This is a genomic window from Streptomyces carminius (assembly GCF_002794255.1).
Classification (GTDB): Bacteria; Actinomycetota; Actinomycetes; order Streptomycetales; family Streptomycetaceae; genus Streptomyces; species Streptomyces carminius.
The window spans coordinates 15,414-31,501 of the sequence record NZ_PGGW01000039.1; the positions used below are offsets into that span (position 1 = coordinate 15,414).

Consider the following 16,088-nt stretch of genomic DNA (forward strand, 5'->3'; position numbering starts at 1 on the left):
CCCGCTCATCCTGGCGGGCGACTCGGTTTTCACTCTCCCGTAGGGGGTGATCGCTCTCGGGTTGCATACGGACGAAAGCCGTGTTCAGACCTAGGATGGAGGTGTACCAACCGGGCAAAAGGCACCATGGGAGTCGTGAACGGAGTCATGAGTACCGCACCCATCCCTCCCCAGGCCTCCGGTGGCCCGGCCGGTGGCCGGGCCCGGGGCGCCACCGCGCTCGGCGAACTCGAGGCCCGCGGCGGCGACGGCGGCCACCGTCATCACCGGCACCTCCTGGGCGACGCCGTGCGGGCGATCTCCGTGTTCGCCAGTGCCGCCTTCGACGTGGCGGTCCTGGGCGACTACGCCGAGGCGCGCGACGCCGACGCCGACGACGCCGACGACGCCGACGACGCCGACGACACCGACGACACCGACGACACCGCCGACGACACCGACACCGACGCCGCCGACGACACGGACGGCGGCGGGCCGCGCGCGAAGAGAGCCCCCGAGCCCGCCGACCACCACTGACCCGCGCCTGCCCGTCCGTTCCGTGCCGGCAGCCGGAACCCGCCGTCTCCGGCTTTCCCGCTTCCGCGGTGCGTGATCCACCGCGGAAAAGCGGAAAAGGGGAGGGCCGTCAGGGACCGAGGTCGAGGACGCGGACCGGCCGGTCCTTCCAGGTCTGTGGCGCCGTGGTGGCGATCAGGGCGCCGCCGGGTCGTTCGGGGGAGGGCCGGGCCGCGTGTTCGGTGTGTGCGGAGGATCAGGTGGTCTCGCGGACAACGTCACCGGGCCGCGAAGCGGTCCAGGGCGTCCAGGACGAGCGTGCGGGTGGCGGCGCCGCCGAAGTGGCCCTCGCCGCCGACGACGGTCGGCTCCGCGTCCGGCCAGGCGCGGGACAGCTCCCAGGCGGTCTCCAGGGGACTGCTCAGATCGAGCCGGCCGTGGATCAGGACGCCCGGGATGCCCGCCAGCCGTCCCGCGTCGCGCAGCAGCGCGCCCTCCTCCAGCCAGGCGGCGTGGGAGAAGTAGTGCGCGCAGATCCGCACCATCGCCAGCCGGTCGGCCGACGGCCGTCCGCCGTACGGGCCGGGGCCGCTCTCCGGGGTGGCGGGTTCCCCGGAGACCACCGCGTCCTCCCAGGCGCACCACTCGGCTGAGGCCCGCTCCCGCACCGCGGCGTCGGGGTGCTCCAGCAGCCGCGCGTACGCCCCGGTCAGTTCGGTGATGTCGCCGCCGCGCGCGGCCTCCCGCGCGCCGGGAGCCGCGTCGAGGAAGCGCTCCCACTGCTCGGGGAAGAACCGGGCGACGCCCCGGTAGAGCCAGTCGATCTCCGTGCGCCGGGTGGTGGTGACCCCGGCGATCACGATGGCCGAGACCCGCTCCGGATGCCGCTCGGCGTAGGCCAGGAGCAGCGTCGAGCCCCAGGAGCCGCCGTACAGCAGCCAGTTCTCGATGCCCAGGTGCTCGCGCAGCCGCTCCAGGTCGGCGACCAGGTGCCAGGTGGTGTTGTGCCGCAGGGAGGTGGCCGGGTCGCTCGCGTGCGGGCGGCTGCGGCCGCAGCCGCGCTGGTCGAACAGCACGATCCGGTACCGCCGGGGGTCGAACGCGCGGTGCGCGCCGGGCCCGCAGCCGGAGCCCGGCCCGCCGTGGACGACGACGGCGGGCCTGCCCCGCGGGTTGCCGCGGACCTCCCAGTACACGAGGTTCCCGTCGCCGACGTCGAGCATCCCGTGCTCGTACGGCTCGCCCGGCGGATACGGCTCACGCATGTGCGGACTCCTCCCGTTCCTTCCGGCGGTCCGGGCGGCGCTCAGGCCGGTCCGTCCGCGTCCAGCTCACCCGCCAGCAGCTCCGATGCGTCCACGATGCGGTAGGCGTAGCCCTGCTCGGCCAGGAAGCGCTGGCGGTGGGCGGCGAAGTCCTGGTCCACGGTGTCGCGGGCGACGACCGAGTAGAAGCGGGCCTCGTGGCCGTCCGCCTTCGGGCGCAGCACCCGGCCCAGCCGCTGGGCCTCCTCCTGCCGGGAGCCGAAGGTGCCCGAGACCTGGATGGCGACGGTGGCCTCCGGCAGGTCGATGGAGAAGTTGGCGACCTTGGAGACCACCAGCACCGACAGCTCGCCCGAGCGGAACGCGTCGAAGAGCTTCTCGCGCCGCGCGTTGCCGGTGTCGCCCTTGATCACCGGTGCGTCCAGATGCTCGCCCAGCTCGTCGAGCTGGTCGATGTACTGGCCGATGACCAGGGTCTGCTGCCCGGCGTGGCGGCGCACCAGCGCCTCGGTGACGCGCTGCTTGGAGGCGGTGGTGGAGCAGAAGCGGTACTTCTCGTCCGACTCGGCCGTCGCGTACGCCAGCCGCTCGGACTCGGTGAGGTCCACGCGGACCTCCACGCAGTCGGCCGGGGCGATGTAGCCCTGCGCCTCGATCTCCTTCCAGGGTGCGTCGAAGCGCTTGGGGCCGATGAGGGAGAAGACGTCGGACTCGCGGCCGTCCTCCCGCACCAGGGTCGCCGTCAGGCCGAGGCGGCGGCGGGCCTGGAGGTCGGCGGTGAACTTGAACACCGGCGCGGGCAGCAGGTGCACCTCGTCGTAGACGATCAGGCCCCAGTCGCGGGAGTCGAACAGCTCCAGGTGCGGGTACACGCCCTTCCGCCTGGTGGTCAGCACCTGGTAGGTGGCGATGGTGACCGGGCGGATCTCCTTCTTCGCGCCGCTGTACTCGCCGATCTCGGCCTCCGTCAGCGAGGTGCGCCGCATCAGCTCGCTCTTCCACTGGCGGGCCGAGACGGTGTTGGTGACCAGGATCAGCGTGGTCGACTTCGCGGTCGCCATCGCCCCGGCGCCCACCAGCGTCTTGCCCGCGCCGCAGGGCAGCACGACGACGCCGGAGCCGCCGTGCCAGAAGTTCTCCACGGCCTGCTTCTGGTACGGGCGCAGCGCCCAGCCGTCCTCCTCCAGCTCGATCGGGTGCGCCTCGCCGTCGACGTAGCCGGCCAGGTCCTCGGCGGGCCAGCCCAGCTTGAGCAGGGCCTGCTTGATCTGGCCGCGCTCGGAGGGGTGCACGGCGACGGTGTCGGGATCGATGCGGGTGCCGACCAGCGGCTGGATCCGCTTGGTGCGCAGGATCTCCTCCAGCACCGGCCGGTCGGTCGTCTCCAGCACGAGCCCGTGGACGGGGTGCCGCAGCAGCCGCAGCCGCCCGTAGCGGTCCATCGTCTCGGCCACGTCCACCAGCAGCGCGTGCGGCACCGGGTAGCGGGAGTGGGTGACCAGCGCGTCGACGACCTGCTCGGCGTCGTGCCCGGCGGCGCGCGCGTTCCACAGGCCCAGCGGGGTGAGCCGGTAGGTGTGGATGTGCTCCGGGGCCCGCTCCAGCTCGGCGAAGGGCGCGATGGCGCGGCGGCAGGCGTCGGCCTGCTCGTGGTCGACCTCCAGCAGGAGCGTTTTGTCGCTCTGGACGATGAGCGGTCCGGTCACGGTACGGGTCCCTCCTGGCTCGGCGCCTTCGGCGCGCGTGCGGTACGCGGCGGGCGCACGGGCCGACCGTCCAGTGTGCCGCATCGGGACGGCGGGCGGGCCGGCGCGCGGTACGGCGCCGCCGGTCCCGGTCCCGTTCCCGGTTCCGGCCTCAGTTCTCGTCCGCCAGCTCCGCCGCGCCCGTGACGCGGTGCAGCGGATAGGTGCGGACCTCCTCGGCGGTGTGGTCGTACGCCGTGACGAAGCCGCCCTCCACCCGGACCGGCTCGATGACGCGCCGGCTGGCAGCCCCGTCGGCGTTGACGTAGCCGATCCACACCGCCGCACCCGTACGGACCGCCGCCCGCATGATCGCCAGGGTCTCGGCCGCGGCGGTGCGCGGCGGGCGGTTGTCGCCGGTGGAGTCGGCGCCGGCGGGGCGGGACCGCGGCCGGTGCGGGACGGTGGCCGCCCGGTCGCCCGCCCGGACGGCGCGCACGGCGGCGGCCAGCAGCGGGCCGTCCGGACGCGGCGGGCCGTCCGGCACCGGCTCGGGAGCGGTGCGCGGCGGGGTGCGCAGGGTGTCGGCCCGGTGGATCACCACATCGCCCTCGGCGGACTCGGCGGCCGGGGCGTACCCCATCTCGCGCAGCCGCTCCAGCAGCGTGCCCGGGTCCACCCGGGCGGCCAGCACCGTCGGCGCCAGCAGCCGCAGTCCCAGGGCGGCGGCGCGGCGGTCGGCGGCGAGCTCCGCCAGCAGCGCGTCGTCGTCGCAGCGCACGTACGACCCGGCCGCGCCCACCCGCAGCCGCCCGTGCCGCCGTGCCACGTCGTCGATCAGGTACGCCAGCGGCTGCGGGACGGGGGTGCGGGAGTGGGCGGCCAGGAAGGAGTGCAGTTCGGCGGCGCTCCGGCCCGCGTCCAGGGCGCGGCGCACCGACTGGGGGGTGAAGCGGTAGACCGTCGCGCCGCCCTTGGACTCCACGTCGGCGAGCACGTTCAGCGTCCCGGCCAGGGGGCGCTGGAGCGGGCCGGGCGCCACGGCCGTCAGGTCGGCCTGGAGCAGGATGTGGTCCAGCGGCTCGGGCAGCAGGGGGGCCAGCCGGGCGGCGGCCTCCTCCGGCGCTCCTCCCGCCGCGGCGGCGCGGCTGCCGTCGGCGCCGTCCAGCAGCGGGTGCGCGTACGAGGCCAGGGCGCCGCGTCCGGTGACGCCCAGCAGCTCCGCCTCCGACAGCGTCCACCGCACGATCCGGCCGCGCAGCTCCCTGCCGCCGCGCAGCGGGCACTCCCACTCCACCCGGGCCGCGACCGCGTCGGGCGCCGGAGCGGTGACCTCGTCCGTCGCGCCGGTCCCGCCGGCCGCGGGGTCCGGTGCGCACCCGGCCAGCAGCTCCAGGACCCGGCGGCGCAGCCCGGGGGCGGGGCCCCGGTCCAGCCCGGGGCCGAGTGCGTTCAGCGGGCGTCCCCGGGCGTCGCGCTCACCGACCAGCCCGGCCGGCCGGGTGCCCGCCAGCCAGGCGCCCGCCAGCCTCGCCCAGCGCCGCCCGGGCGGCTGCTCCAGCCATTCGTCGGCGGCGGGGGTGGGTGCGTACCGCTCGTCGGGCTCACCGTCGGAGGCCAGCAGTCCGGCGGCGTAGGACAGTTCGATCCAGAAGGCGGTGACCGGCTCGGGCAGGTCGAGGGTGACGGCGGTGCGCTTGAGGTCCCGTACGCCCAGGCCGCCCGCGCGCAGCACGGGCGGCGCCCCGGCCGCCGTGCCCCACAGCGTCAGCAGCCCCTCGACGACGGTGAGCGCGGCCAGCGCCTGGCCCGCCGCGGCGGCGTCCACCGAGGCCCGCGCGTGGGTACGGCCCGGTTCCAGGGCGGGCGGCAGCGGCTCCAGCCGGCGGTGCGCGCGGCCGTCGCGCAGGTGCAGGGCGACCTCGCGGGGCAGTACGACCGTCCGCGGCGCGGCGGGCAGCAGCAGCCCCCGGTCCAGCAGCCACCGGGCCGGGGGCGAGGGCTGCCCGGACACCTCGCCGTAGGGCGGCCCCCAGGTCAGCCTGGCGAGCATCGCCCGGGCCTCCCCGGGCGCCCCGGCCAGCAGCGCGGCCATCCGCTCCCGGTCGGTGAACAGGGCGGCCAGGGCGGCCAGCGCGCTCACCGGGTCGTGGGTGGCGGGCAGTCCGGCGGCGGTGAGGAGCTCCTGGAGGCGGCCGGGCGACATGCCCGTGGCGGCCTCGGCCAGCGAGGGGCCCAGGCCGGTGGGGGAGGGCCGCTCGGCGGTGGGGGTGAGCAGCTCGCGGGCGGTGCGCACCAGCCGCAGCCGGTCGTCGCCGCCCCACACCAGGGCCCGCGCGCGCAGCAGGTCCAGCGCGCGCGGCAGTTCGTCCCCGCCGCCGGGCAGCAGCGCGGCCAGCGTCCCGTACGGGCAGGGGTCGGGTGCGACGGCCAGGGCCTCGGCGGTCTGCAGGGCGAAGCGGTCCAGCCGCTCCAGTGCCCGTACCACGGAGGCGCGGGTGCCCGCGCGGGTGGCGAGCTGGGTGAGGTCGCCGGGGACGGGGGAGAGCAGGTCCGGCCGGGCGCGCAGCAGCTCGGCGAGCGCCTCGTCGGGACGGGAGCGCAGCTCGTCGGCGAGCGTGCGGGGTGCCGCCCGGCGGCTCGCTTCGGGCTCGTTCGTCATCCTTGTTACGTTACCGGCCTCCCGCGCCGGGCGGCCCCGTTCCGCGCGGCGCGCGGTACGGTCGTGGGCGTACGGGAGCCAAGGGCTAGCGGCCGCTGGGGTGTTCGGTGGGGATCGAGAGCGAGCAGCTCGTATTCGACTATCTGAGCCGGATCGGGGATCTGGCGCACGGCACGAGCATGACGGCCGCCGAACGGGCCCGCCTGGTGAACCGGGTGCGGGCCGACATCGAACGGCGCCGGACCGAGGCGGGCGGCGCGCACACCACGGCCGGGGTGCGCCGGATCCTGGACCGGATCGGCAGACCGGAGGACGTGATCGCCGGGGCGGGGGCGTCCGTGCCGCTGCCCCGGGGAACCGGCCGGACGGAGCGGACGGAGCCGCGGCCCCGGGACGAGCCGGTACTCCCGGACGGGCCGCCGCCCCGGGCGGCGCCCCGGGGCGGGGCGGTCTGGTGGACCGGACAGGCCGGGACCGCGCCGAAGCCGGCCCCGCCCGAGCGGGCCCGGCCGGTCCCGCCGCCGGCCGGTGCGCCGTCTCCTGCCGGCGGCGGTGGGACGGGCGCGGTGGACGGCGAGTCCGACCCGCTGCCCGGGGGGCCCGTGGCCCGGTACGCCGCGGGCGGCCGGGTACGGGTGGAGGGCTTCGACGGCGGCATCGAACTGCCGGAGATGCTCAAGCCGCCGCCGGACCCTGAGGAGGAACGCGAGGAACGGGAGAGGGCCGGGAGGAAGGCCGTACCCGGCACCGGCGCGGCGGGCGCCGCGGGAACGACCGCCGGGATCGCCGGACCCCCGCCCGTCCCGTCGGCCGCCCCCGCGGGGTCCGCCGCCCGGCGGCTGGCCGCCCGGCTGTGGCGGCACCGTGCGGCGCGGACGGCGGACGGTGGGGCCGCCGGTGGCGCGGCCGGTGCACCCGGCGCCCGGGGGCTCGGCCTGCCCAGGGTGGGTGCCGTGGAACTGCTGGCCGCCGCCCTGCTGGTGGCGGGCGCGGTCATGGGCTCGCTGGTCCCGCTGCTCATGGGCTGGGTGGTGGCCTATCTGTCGCCCCGGCTCGGGCGCCTGGAGGTCCGGATCGCGGTGCTGGGCGTGCCCGGCACCGTCGCGGGCGCCGTACTGGTGTGGCTGTGGGGCCGTACGGAGGAGCGCTGGGGCGAGCCGCTCGCCCAGGACGCGCTGGGCGCGGCGGTCGGCGACGCCTGGCCGGGCGCGCTGCGCGCGGCGGCGGTGGCCAGCGCGCTGTTCCTGCTGTGGCGCTCGGGGCGGCGGAGGGGCTGACGGCTCCCGCGCCCGGCGGGGATCACCCGCGGTCGATGGGGCAGTCCTCCCTGGTGAGCTTCCTGAGTTCGCCGTCCTTGTCGTTCCCGTCCTCCCGCTCACCGGCTTTCAGACTGCACAGGACGGTGATTCTGAAGTCGCCTTGCTGGTTCGCGCGCGTGACCTTCTTGAGCACGATGCTCTGTCCTTCGCGGTTCTTCCCCAGGGGAGCCTCGGTGAAGTCGATGGTTCCGGTGGCCATGGCCCCGAGACTGACCTTTCTGAGGTGCACCCAGGTCGCCGCGCGGCTGTTTCCCGGTTCGTCGTCGCCGGTGGCGGCCGAGTACAGGGCCCGGGTGGCGTCGTGCGCCAGGGCGAACTGCCCGTTGGCGAAGACATCGCTGTCGGGCCGTGCCTTCCTCCGCCTCTCCTTCTGCGGCTTGCCCTCGAAGTAGGACAGTTCGCCGAAGTACTCCAGGGTGTCGCCGTAGAAGGAGGTGCCCTCGGCCGCTCTGTCCAGTTCGGCCAGCGCCGCGTGGTAGATCGTGATGTTCGAGGGGAGCCCGACCTGTCTCATCTTCGACAGGTCGTCACCCGTGAGGATCGCCATCTCGTGCTTGCAGTTCTTCACGTCGAGCTGGTGGACAAGCGATTCGAGGTCCTCCACGCGGCCGGCGAAGTAGATCACGGAGTACCTGGTGCCGCCCCGGCAGATCTCCTCGGCGTGCGCGTGCAGGTCCGGCCCTCCGCTGTCGACCTTGTAGTGCCGTCGGGGAATCTCCCCGAGGGGCCTGTCCAACGTGTCGGCAAGCATGTTCCGTCCGTGCTTCGCCTGCTCCTCGGTGTACGCGTCACCGGTTTTCTCGGTGTCGCGGGCCAGCACGAGGGCGTCCTGGCGTGCGGGACCCTTCTCCGGGCCGATCAGCTGCTCGACGACCAGGCCGAGCTGCTCGGTCTGCCACTTGTCGGTGGCGGCGAGACTGAACCAGTTGGTGAACTCCTCGGCCAGCCGGGTGGAGGAGTTGGTGCCGGACACGACGGGCAGGTCCGCGTTGTACAGCAGCCTGACGGTGTCGTGGCTGTCCTTCAGGTTGCGTCCGAGGCCGACGACCCCGACCAGGGACGGGTCCTTCTCGGCGTACTCGACGATGGACCTGGCCATGTCCTGCTGCCTCTTCAGGTCCGCACCGCCGTTGGCGACCAGGACGCGCAGCTTCACGCCGTTGTTGGTGCCCTTCTCGTTGATGACCCGCTGGGCGAGGTGGACACCCGCGAGTTCCTGGGCGCCCTTGACCGGTAAGAGTTTCTCGTCCTTGCCGGAGCTCAGCGGCCCCGCGTACACCACCGTGACGTAGTCGTCCGACATCGCGTCCCTGTTCGCCGCGGCGATGTCCTCCTCCAGTTCGCGGATGGTCCAGGGAACGGCGGAGGTGGGCTCGTCCGTCTCCTTGCCGAACCGGACGTCCCCGGTGGCGATGCCGACGCACTCCCCGGAGCGCATCTCGGTGTGGCGGTTCGCGGTCAGCAGTCCGGCCGAGCAGTGGTCCTCGTGCAGTTCGACCGCCCGCAACACGCCCGCGGTGAGGACCAGGGCCGACACGATGCCCAGCGAGTGCAGGGACCACAGCACCCGGGCGGCGGACGGCCGGGACCTGGCCCTGGCGCACCGCCACTCGCGCTCGGGCAGTTCCCTCAACTGGTCGGCGGGCAGCGGGATCCGCAGCACCCAGGGCAGCGCGCGGACCAGGCTCGGCGACTGGCCCGCCCGCAGGTTCCCCGCCCACGCGTCGTACCAGTACCGCAGCCGCTGCTGGAACTGCGGTGGAGCGTACGGCGCGTCCGCCGGCTCGTCCACCATGCCGCGCTCCAGCAGCGCCGCGTCGGCCGCGGACACGTCCGCCACGATCAGCAGCGGATCCAGTTCGCTGCGCCTGCTGCGGATGTCGCTGACCGCCCTGATCAGCTCCACCCCGCCGTTCCCCTCGCTGATCCGGCTCAGGAACAGCATGGGCGGGCGTGTCCGCTTGAGCCCCCGCAGGTCCCAGCCGACCCGGCGGTGGTTGTCGCGCAGATCCTCGAACAGGGCCAGTACGCACAGTTGCAGCTGGAACGAGCCCCCCTCCCGCAGTGCCTCCGCCACGTCGTAGGCGCGGGTCGCGATGGCCCGCCAGGAGCGCACCGGGCGCAGCAGCCGCACACTGGCCGGCTGCCGGCGCGCGGCGATCTGGAGGAAGGTGGTGGTCAGGAACCACTTGCTCTCCCGGCGCAGCCACAGGAAGAGCGGGGCCCGCCCGGGTACGTGGTTGAGGCCGGTCAGCAGGGCCGTCAGCCCGAGGCCGGCCGCCACGACGACGTACCACTCCGGACGGGTGAGCAGGGCGGTCAGCGCGGCCAGCAGTCCCATCGGGAGGAACTGCTGGACATCGGCGAACAGCAGCCGGGTGCGCCACGCCGGGGGCTTCCTGGGGCGCCAGCGCTGCCGGGCCAGGATGCGCAGCAACTGGGCCTGGGCCGCCTCCCGCTGTGTCTCCCCCCTCGGGGTACCGGCGGGCGCGGTCGGCCATTGCTCCGCCATCTCGGGGTCGTCGGTGGCCTCCTGGATGGCGCGCACCAGGTTCAGCCGGGGGAAGGCGTACGGGCGGTAGTCGGCCGGTCCGTCCCCCCACTTGCCCGGCCTCCCCAGGCTGTACAGCAGGCGTGCGGCCTGCTCCGCGGGATCCCCCGGAGGGTGGTCCTCCGGGGGCTGTTCCAGGGGGATCGTCGCGTAGCGGGTGCGGTGGTGCCGCTGCCCGCTCTGCAACTCGTCGACGATCCGGGTCACCTGGTCGTCGTGCTCGCCGTCCTCGGCGTGGAGCACGATGACGGGCATGGGCGGATCGCCGGCCCGGAAGTCCTGCACCAGCGTCTCCAGCAACTGCTGGACGCCGATCCCGGCATCGGTCGACATGCCCTGGTGGTCCTCCCGGCAACCGGGCGGAAGATTCCGTGAGAAGCCTGACACAACCCCCCCTGGTCCTTCAGGCGGACCGCGAGAATAACGACTTTCGGGGGTGACGTGTACCGAGAGCGACGAACTTGGCCCGAACTAGGCGGTTACGTGCCGGGCTGCCGGGCTGCCGGGCTGCCGGGTCCGGCCGTCCGCCGGGCCGTGGGCGGCGGACGGCCGGAGCCGCGTGGGGAGGGACCGTCTCCCCGGCACCGGTCCGTCTTCCCCGGTGCCGGGCGGCTACGCGTACCGGGACGCGCGGCGGGTTTCCGGCCGTCCGGCCGGGTGGTGCCGGGGTCCGCGGCGCCGTGGGCCGCTCAGGGCGGGCCTCGCTCTCCGGGGCCGGGCGCCGTGCCGTACGAGTCCCCTGCGCGGGGGAGGCCGGAACCCCCGCGCCCGGGCGTCGCCCGGGCCGCCCGCACAGGTCCGGCGACCGTCCGGCCGGGTCCCTTCGGCCGTCCGGCCGTCGGAGGCGCTGCCGCCCCGGCCCCGGTGGCCGGGGAGCACGGGGAGCCCCCGCCGGCGGCGGGGGCTCCCCGTGTGCTGTGCCGTGTCGTGCCGTGTCGTGCTGTGTCGTGCTGTGCCCGGCCCGCGGCCGGACCGGCCGCGTCAGCCCTGGGCGGTGATCAGCTTCTGCATCTCGTCCAGGATCTGCTCGGCGGCCGTGTAGCCGATGCCCTGGATCCAGGTCTCGTCGTCCACCCGGTAGGCGCGGCCGTTCTTCACGGCCTCCATGCTCTTCCACAGCGCGCCGCCGACGGCCTTCTCCTCGCCGGACTTCGCCGGGTCGCCGTAGGAGGTGTAGAAGACGACGTCCGCGTCGCCCTGGTCGACCTTCTCCGGGCTGACGTCGAGCGAGAAGCCGTCGGGGGCCTTGTCGGCGATGGCCGGGCGGCTCACGCCGATGTCGGCGAGGAGGGTGCCGATGTAGTTCTCCTTGCCGTAGATGCGGGTGTCCGCGCCCTCCACGAAGCGGATCACGCTCACCGTGAGGTCCTTGGCCGCCTCGGGGCCGCCGAGGGCCTGGTTGACCTCGGAGGTGTGCTCCGCGTACGCCGTGACGACCTTCTCCGCCTCGGCCGTCTTGTTCAGGGCGTCGGCGTGGACCAGGAAGTTCTCCTTCCAGGGCGCGCCGGTGGTCTCGGTGAAGACCGTCGGGGCGATCTCGGACAGCTCGTCGTAGCGGTCCTTGTCGCGGATGTTGCTGCCCAGGATCAGGTCGGGCTTGAGCGCGGCGATCTTCTCCAGGTTGGGCGCCATGATGTTGCCGACGTTCTCGATGCCGGCGACCTTGTCCTCCGGCAGGTACTTCAGGAAGCCGGAGGCCACGTCGGAGCGGGTGGAGCCGACCGGTTTGACGCCCAGGGTGACGGCGGAGTCCAGCTCGGCGGTGTCGAGCACGACCACGCGCTCGGGGTTCACGGGCACCTCGACGTCGCCGTTGGCCGTCTTCACCACCCGGGTGTCCGTCTTCCCGGAGTCCCCGGAGCTCTTGTCGGAGTCCGAGCCGGAGTCGGAGCCGCCGCAGGCGGAGAGCCCGAGTGCGGCGGCCAGCACCACGGCGGTGGTGGCGAGCGTACGGCGGCGAGCGATGGTCATGACGTTGCCTTTCGGATGCTGACGGGGACGGGAGTGGCGTCCGTGGGGGAGGAGTGCCACGGGGCTCCCGGGACGACGAGCGGGCTGCCCGTCACCGGATCGGGAACGACTACGGAGTCGAGGCCGAAGACCTCGCGGACCAGCTCGGCGGTGACGACCTCGCGGGGCGGTCCCTGGGCGGTGATCCGGCCCTCGCGCATGGCGACCAGGTGGTCGGCGTAGCGGGCGGCCTGGTTGAGGTCGTGCAGGACCATCACGACCGTGCGGCCCCGCTCCCGGTTGAGCCGCCGCACCAGGTCGAGTACCTCCACCTGGTGCGCGATGTCCAGGTACGTGGTCGGCTCGTCGAGCAGCAGCAGGTCGGTGTCCTGGGCGAGCGCCATCGCGATCCACACCCGCTGCCGCTGCCCGCCGGAGAGCTCGTCCACGGGGCGGGCGGACAGCTCGGTCACCTTGGTGCGGGCCATGGCCTCGGTGACGGCCAGCTCGTCGCTCTCGGACCACTGCTGCCACCAGCGCTGGTGCGGCTGGCGGCCCCGGGCCACCAGATCGGCGACGGTGATCGCCTCGGGCGCCACCGGAGCCTGCGGCAGCAGTCCCAGGGACCGGGCGATCCGCCGGGTGGGGACGTCGGCCAGCTCCCGCCCGTCCAGCAGCACCGTGCCGCGGCGCGGCTTGAGCAGCCTGCCCAGCGCCCGCAGGGTGGTGGACTTGCCGCAGGCGTTGGGGCCGACGATGACGGTGACCCGCCCGTCGGGGATGTCGAGGTCGAGGTCCTCGACGACGGTGCGGTCCTCGTAGGCGAGGGTCAGCCCGCGGGCCGCCAGCCGGCTCACGGGGCCGGTGGTGCCGTCGGGGCTGTCGGGTCCGGCGCCGTTCGGGCTGCCGGGTCCGGCGGGGATCGTCATGCCTTTCCTCCGGTGCGGCTACGGATGATCAGCCAGATGAGGTACGGCGCCCCGATCGCGGCGGTCAGCACCCCGACGGGCAGCTCCACGGGGGCGAACATCCGGCGGGCCAGCAGATCGCCGAGGGTGACGATGAACGCGCCGGTCAGCGCGGTGGCGACCAGCGGGATGTGCGCGGTGCGGGTCATCCGGCGGGCGATCTGCGGGGAGAGCAGGGCCACGAAGTCCACCGGTCCGGCGGCTCCGGTGGCCACCGAGGCGAGCACCACCCCGGTGACGGTCAGTCCCAGCCGGGCGCGGCCCAGCCGCACCCCCAGGGCGGTGGCGGTGTCGTCGTCCAGCGCCACGTCGCGCTGGGCGCGGGCGCACCACACGACGGCGGGCAGCATGACCAGCAGCGCCCAGCCCAGCGGTCCGGCCTGCTCCCAGCCGCGGCCGTTGAGGGAGCCGGTCATCCATATCTGGGCCTGCTGGGCGACGAGGAAGTCGCCCTTGGTCATGAACAGCTGGGTGAGGGAGCGCAGCGCGATGGCGAAGCCGAGGCCGATGAGGACGAAGCGGGCCGCCTGGATGCCGCGCCGCCAGGCGAAGAGGTAGACGAGCGTCGCGGCGGCCAGGCCGCCGGCGACGGAGAGGTAGGGGAGGGTCTCGTGCGAGGTGAGGCCGAAGGTCATCGCGGCGACGGTCACGGCGGCGGCGCCCTGGGTGACACCGATGATCTCCGGGCTGGCCAGCGGGTTGCGGGCGACGGTCTGGATGAGCCCGCCCGCAACCGCCAGCGCGGCGCCGACCAGCAGTCCGACGACCATGCGGGGCAGCCGCAGCGTCCCCACCACCAGCTCCTCCGGCGACGGCTGCCCGAGCAGCACCTTCACCACCTCGGCGGGCGCCGTGGCGGTCTCCCCGAAGGAGAGCGCGGCGACGGCCGCGGCGGCCAGCGCGGCGGCGAGGGCGGCGGTGACGGCCAGGGTGCGGCGGTGGAGGAGGAACGAGGCGCGGCCCCGGCGGGCCAGGGCGTATCCGGTGGGGCGTACGGCCTGCCCGGCCCGTCCGTTCCGTTCGCGCCGCTCGTCCCTGTCCCTGTCCCGGGCGAGCGTGGTGCCGGTCATGAGCCCACCGTCTTCCGGCGCACCAGGACGATCAGGAACGGCGCGCCGATCAGCGCCGTCATCACCCCGGCCGGGACCTCGCCCGGCGGCACCACGATCCGGCCGATCACGTCCGCGACCAGCAGCACCACCGGGCCCAGCAGCGCCGACAGGGGCAGCAGCCAGCGGTGGTCGGTGCCCACCAGGGCGCGGGCGAGGTGCGGGACGGCCAGGCCGACGAAGGCGATGGGCCCGGCGGCGGCGACCCCGGCCCCGGTGAGGACGGTGGCGCCGAGGCCGCCGGTGATCCGTACGGCCGCCACGTTCTGGCCCAGGCCCCGGGCCATGTCCTCGCCCAGCGCGAGGGCGTCCAGACCGCGGGCGACGGCCAGCACCAGCACCGTGCCCAGCGCCAGGAACGGCCAGACCTGGCCGAGCACCTCCGCGTCGCGCCCGGCGACCGAGCCGACCTGCCAGAAGCGGAACTCGTCCAGGGCGGCGGCCCGGGTGGTGAGCACCCCGGCGACCACCGAGTACAGCAGGGCGTTGATGGCGGCCCCGGCCAGCGCCAGCTTCACCGGGGTCGCCCCGTCCCGGCCGCGGGCCGCGATCAGGTAGACGGCCACCCCCGCGGCGCCCGCGCCGGCGAAGGCGAACCAGACGTAGCCGCTGAGCGTGTGCACCCCGGCGTAGGCGATGGCCAGCACCACGCCCAGCGCGGCGCCCTGGCTGACGCCGAGGATGCCGGGCTCGGCGATCGGGTTGCGGGTCAGGCCCTGCATCACACAGCCGGCCATTCCCAGCGCGGCGCCGACCAGCAGCGCCAGCGCGGTGCGCGGCGCGCGCATGGTCCGCACCACCTGGGCGGCCGGTCCGTCGCCGCCGTGGAGCAGCGCCTCGTACACCGTCGAGGGGGCCAGGGTGCGGCTGCCGACCGCCAGACTCAGCACGGCGGCCACCGCGACGGCGGCCACCGCGGCCGACACCCAGGCCAGCCGGTGGACCGTCCGTGCGCGGCGCGGGCGGTCCGCCGGCCGGTCCGGGTACGCGGGACCGGCGCGCCCGGCGAGCGGTGGAGCGACTGGCATGTGGACCTCAGGTACCTCGCACGTACGGAAGGGGCCGACCGGACTGCGGTGGGGCCGACCCCCGGTAAGGTTAACCTAAGTTCGGTTAGGTGGACCTAACTATAAAGTCACGGGGCCGCGCCCGCAGGACGGCACAATGAGGACATGACCTCTCGCGCGGTGACGGTCGGCTTCGACCTGGACATGACGCTGATCGACTCCCGCCCCGGCATCCGGGCGACCTACCTGGCCCTCGCCGCCGAGACCGGCGCGTACATCGACGCCGACCTCGCCGTCAGCCGTCTCGGGCCGCCGCTGGAGACCGAGCTGGCGCACTGGTTCCCGCCGGGGGCGCTCGACTCGGTCGCCGCGCGCTACCGCGAGCTGTACGCGCACCACGCCATCGAGCCCACCCGTGCCCTGCCCGGTGCCCGCGAGGCGGTGGACGCGGTGCGGCGCACGGGCGGCCGGGCGGTGGTGGTCACCGCCAAGCACGGGCCCAGCGCCAGGCTCCACCTGGAGCACCTGGGCATCGTGCCGGACGCCGTGGCCGGCCGGCAGTGGGCGGAGGGCAAGGCGAAGGCGCTGGTGGAGTACGGGGCCGAGGTCTACGTCGGCGACCACCTGGGCGACGTGCGCGGGGCGCGGGCGGCCGGGGCGCTGTCGGTGGCCGTGCCGACGGGGCCGTGCGGCGCGGCGGAGCTGCGGGCGGCGGGGGCGGACGTGGTGCTGGGCGACCTGACGGAGTTCCCCGCCTGGCTGGCCTCGTACGCGGCCGGCGGCGCGGTGGCGGGCTGAGCCCGTCCGGCGGCCGGCCGCCCTGTGCCTACCCCTCGCCCGCCGAACGGGCCTGGCGGCGCTGCGCCGCGATCGAGCGCAGCACCCCGGCCCCGGCGACGGCGAAGCCGACGCCCATCAGCATGCTGACGAGGTACGCGGCCGTGGGCAGCGGATCGGAGCCGAGAAGGAGGGGCATGACGGTCGCGACCGTCGCCACCGCGCCGACGAGGAAGACGACGGCGCCGACGCGGACAAGCAGATCTCCCGGGTGGGACGTTTCACTGGTCACCAGGACAG

General features: G+C 74.8%; 12 protein-coding genes. 3 read left to right on the forward strand and 9 right to left on the reverse strand.

What is annotated here, in order from left to right:
- Positions 1 to 147: 147 nt before the first annotated feature.
- Positions 148 to 516, forward strand: a complete 369-nt coding sequence (locus tag CUT44_RS34860) for a hypothetical protein (protein ID WP_408646729.1) — start codon at positions 148 to 150, stop codon at positions 514 to 516.
- Between the two features lie 257 nt (positions 517 to 773).
- Here CUT44_RS34860 and pip read toward each other — a convergent pair whose 3' ends face one another.
- From pip to CUT44_RS10570, 3 genes are all read right to left on the reverse strand, one after another.
- On the reverse strand, positions 774 to 1,760 hold the full coding sequence (gene pip, locus CUT44_RS10560) for a prolyl aminopeptidase (RefSeq protein ID WP_100201674.1): 987 nt from the start codon (positions 1,758 to 1,760) through the stop codon (positions 774 to 776).
- A 41-nt stretch (positions 1,761 to 1,801) separates the two neighbouring features.
- Positions 1,802 to 3,466 (reverse strand): DNA repair helicase XPB, encoded by a 1,665-nt coding sequence (locus CUT44_RS10565; RefSeq protein WP_100201675.1) that lies wholly within the window; start codon positions 3,464 to 3,466, stop codon positions 1,802 to 1,804.
- Between the two features lie 151 nt (positions 3,467 to 3,617).
- Positions 3,618 to 6,107 carry a helicase-associated domain-containing protein gene (locus CUT44_RS10570; protein ID WP_100201676.1) on the reverse strand — a complete coding sequence of 830 codons (2,490 nt, stop codon included), beginning with the start codon at positions 6,105 to 6,107 and terminating at the stop codon, positions 3,618 to 3,620.
- 107 nt (positions 6,108 to 6,214) lie between these two features.
- Between CUT44_RS10570 and CUT44_RS10575 the strand changes: the two genes are divergently transcribed.
- Positions 6,215 to 7,384 (forward strand): hypothetical protein, encoded by a 1,170-nt coding sequence (locus tag CUT44_RS10575; RefSeq protein WP_100201677.1) that lies wholly within the window; start codon positions 6,215 to 6,217, stop codon positions 7,382 to 7,384.
- Positions 7,385 to 7,406: 22 nt separating this feature from the next.
- Here CUT44_RS10575 and CUT44_RS10580 read toward each other — a convergent pair whose 3' ends face one another.
- From CUT44_RS10580 to CUT44_RS10600, 5 genes are all read right to left on the reverse strand, one after another.
- Entirely contained in the window at positions 7,407 to 10,310 is a 2,904-nt protein-coding gene (locus tag CUT44_RS10580; RefSeq protein ID WP_100201678.1) for an ABC transporter substrate-binding protein, read from the reverse strand.
- A gap of 648 nt (positions 10,311 to 10,958) precedes the next feature.
- Complete coding sequence (locus CUT44_RS10585; RefSeq protein ID WP_100201679.1) at positions 10,959 to 11,948, reverse strand: ABC transporter substrate-binding protein; 990 nt, start codon at positions 11,946 to 11,948, stop codon at positions 10,959 to 10,961.
- Positions 11,945 to 12,856 carry an ABC transporter ATP-binding protein gene (locus tag CUT44_RS10590; RefSeq protein ID WP_100201680.1) on the reverse strand — a complete coding sequence of 304 codons (912 nt, stop codon included), beginning with the start codon at positions 12,854 to 12,856 and terminating at the stop codon, positions 11,945 to 11,947. The genes CUT44_RS10585 and CUT44_RS10590 overlap by 4 nt, the downstream gene beginning before the upstream one ends.
- Entirely contained in the window at positions 12,853 to 13,965 is a 1,113-nt protein-coding gene (locus tag CUT44_RS10595) for a FecCD family ABC transporter permease (RefSeq protein ID WP_100201681.1), read from the reverse strand. The genes CUT44_RS10590 and CUT44_RS10595 overlap by 4 nt, the downstream gene beginning before the upstream one ends.
- Positions 13,962 to 15,032 (reverse strand): FecCD family ABC transporter permease, encoded by a 1,071-nt coding sequence (locus CUT44_RS10600; RefSeq protein WP_100201682.1) that lies wholly within the window; start codon positions 15,030 to 15,032, stop codon positions 13,962 to 13,964. Before CUT44_RS10600 ends, CUT44_RS10595 begins: the two co-directional genes overlap by 4 nt.
- A gap of 144 nt (positions 15,033 to 15,176) precedes the next feature.
- Here CUT44_RS10600 and CUT44_RS10605 point away from each other — a divergent pair, with 144 nt between their 5' ends.
- Positions 15,177 to 15,809 carry an HAD family hydrolase gene (locus tag CUT44_RS10605; protein WP_100201683.1) on the forward strand — a complete coding sequence of 211 codons (633 nt, stop codon included), beginning with the start codon at positions 15,177 to 15,179 and terminating at the stop codon, positions 15,807 to 15,809.
- A gap of 28 nt (positions 15,810 to 15,837) precedes the next feature.
- On the opposite strand, the gene CUT44_RS10610 is transcribed toward CUT44_RS10605, so the two are convergent.
- Positions 15,838 to 16,080: a hypothetical protein gene (locus CUT44_RS10610; protein ID WP_100201684.1), complete on the reverse strand. Its 243-nt coding sequence runs from the start codon at positions 16,078 to 16,080 to the stop codon at positions 15,838 to 15,840.
- Between the last annotated feature and the right edge of the window lie 8 nt (positions 16,081 to 16,088).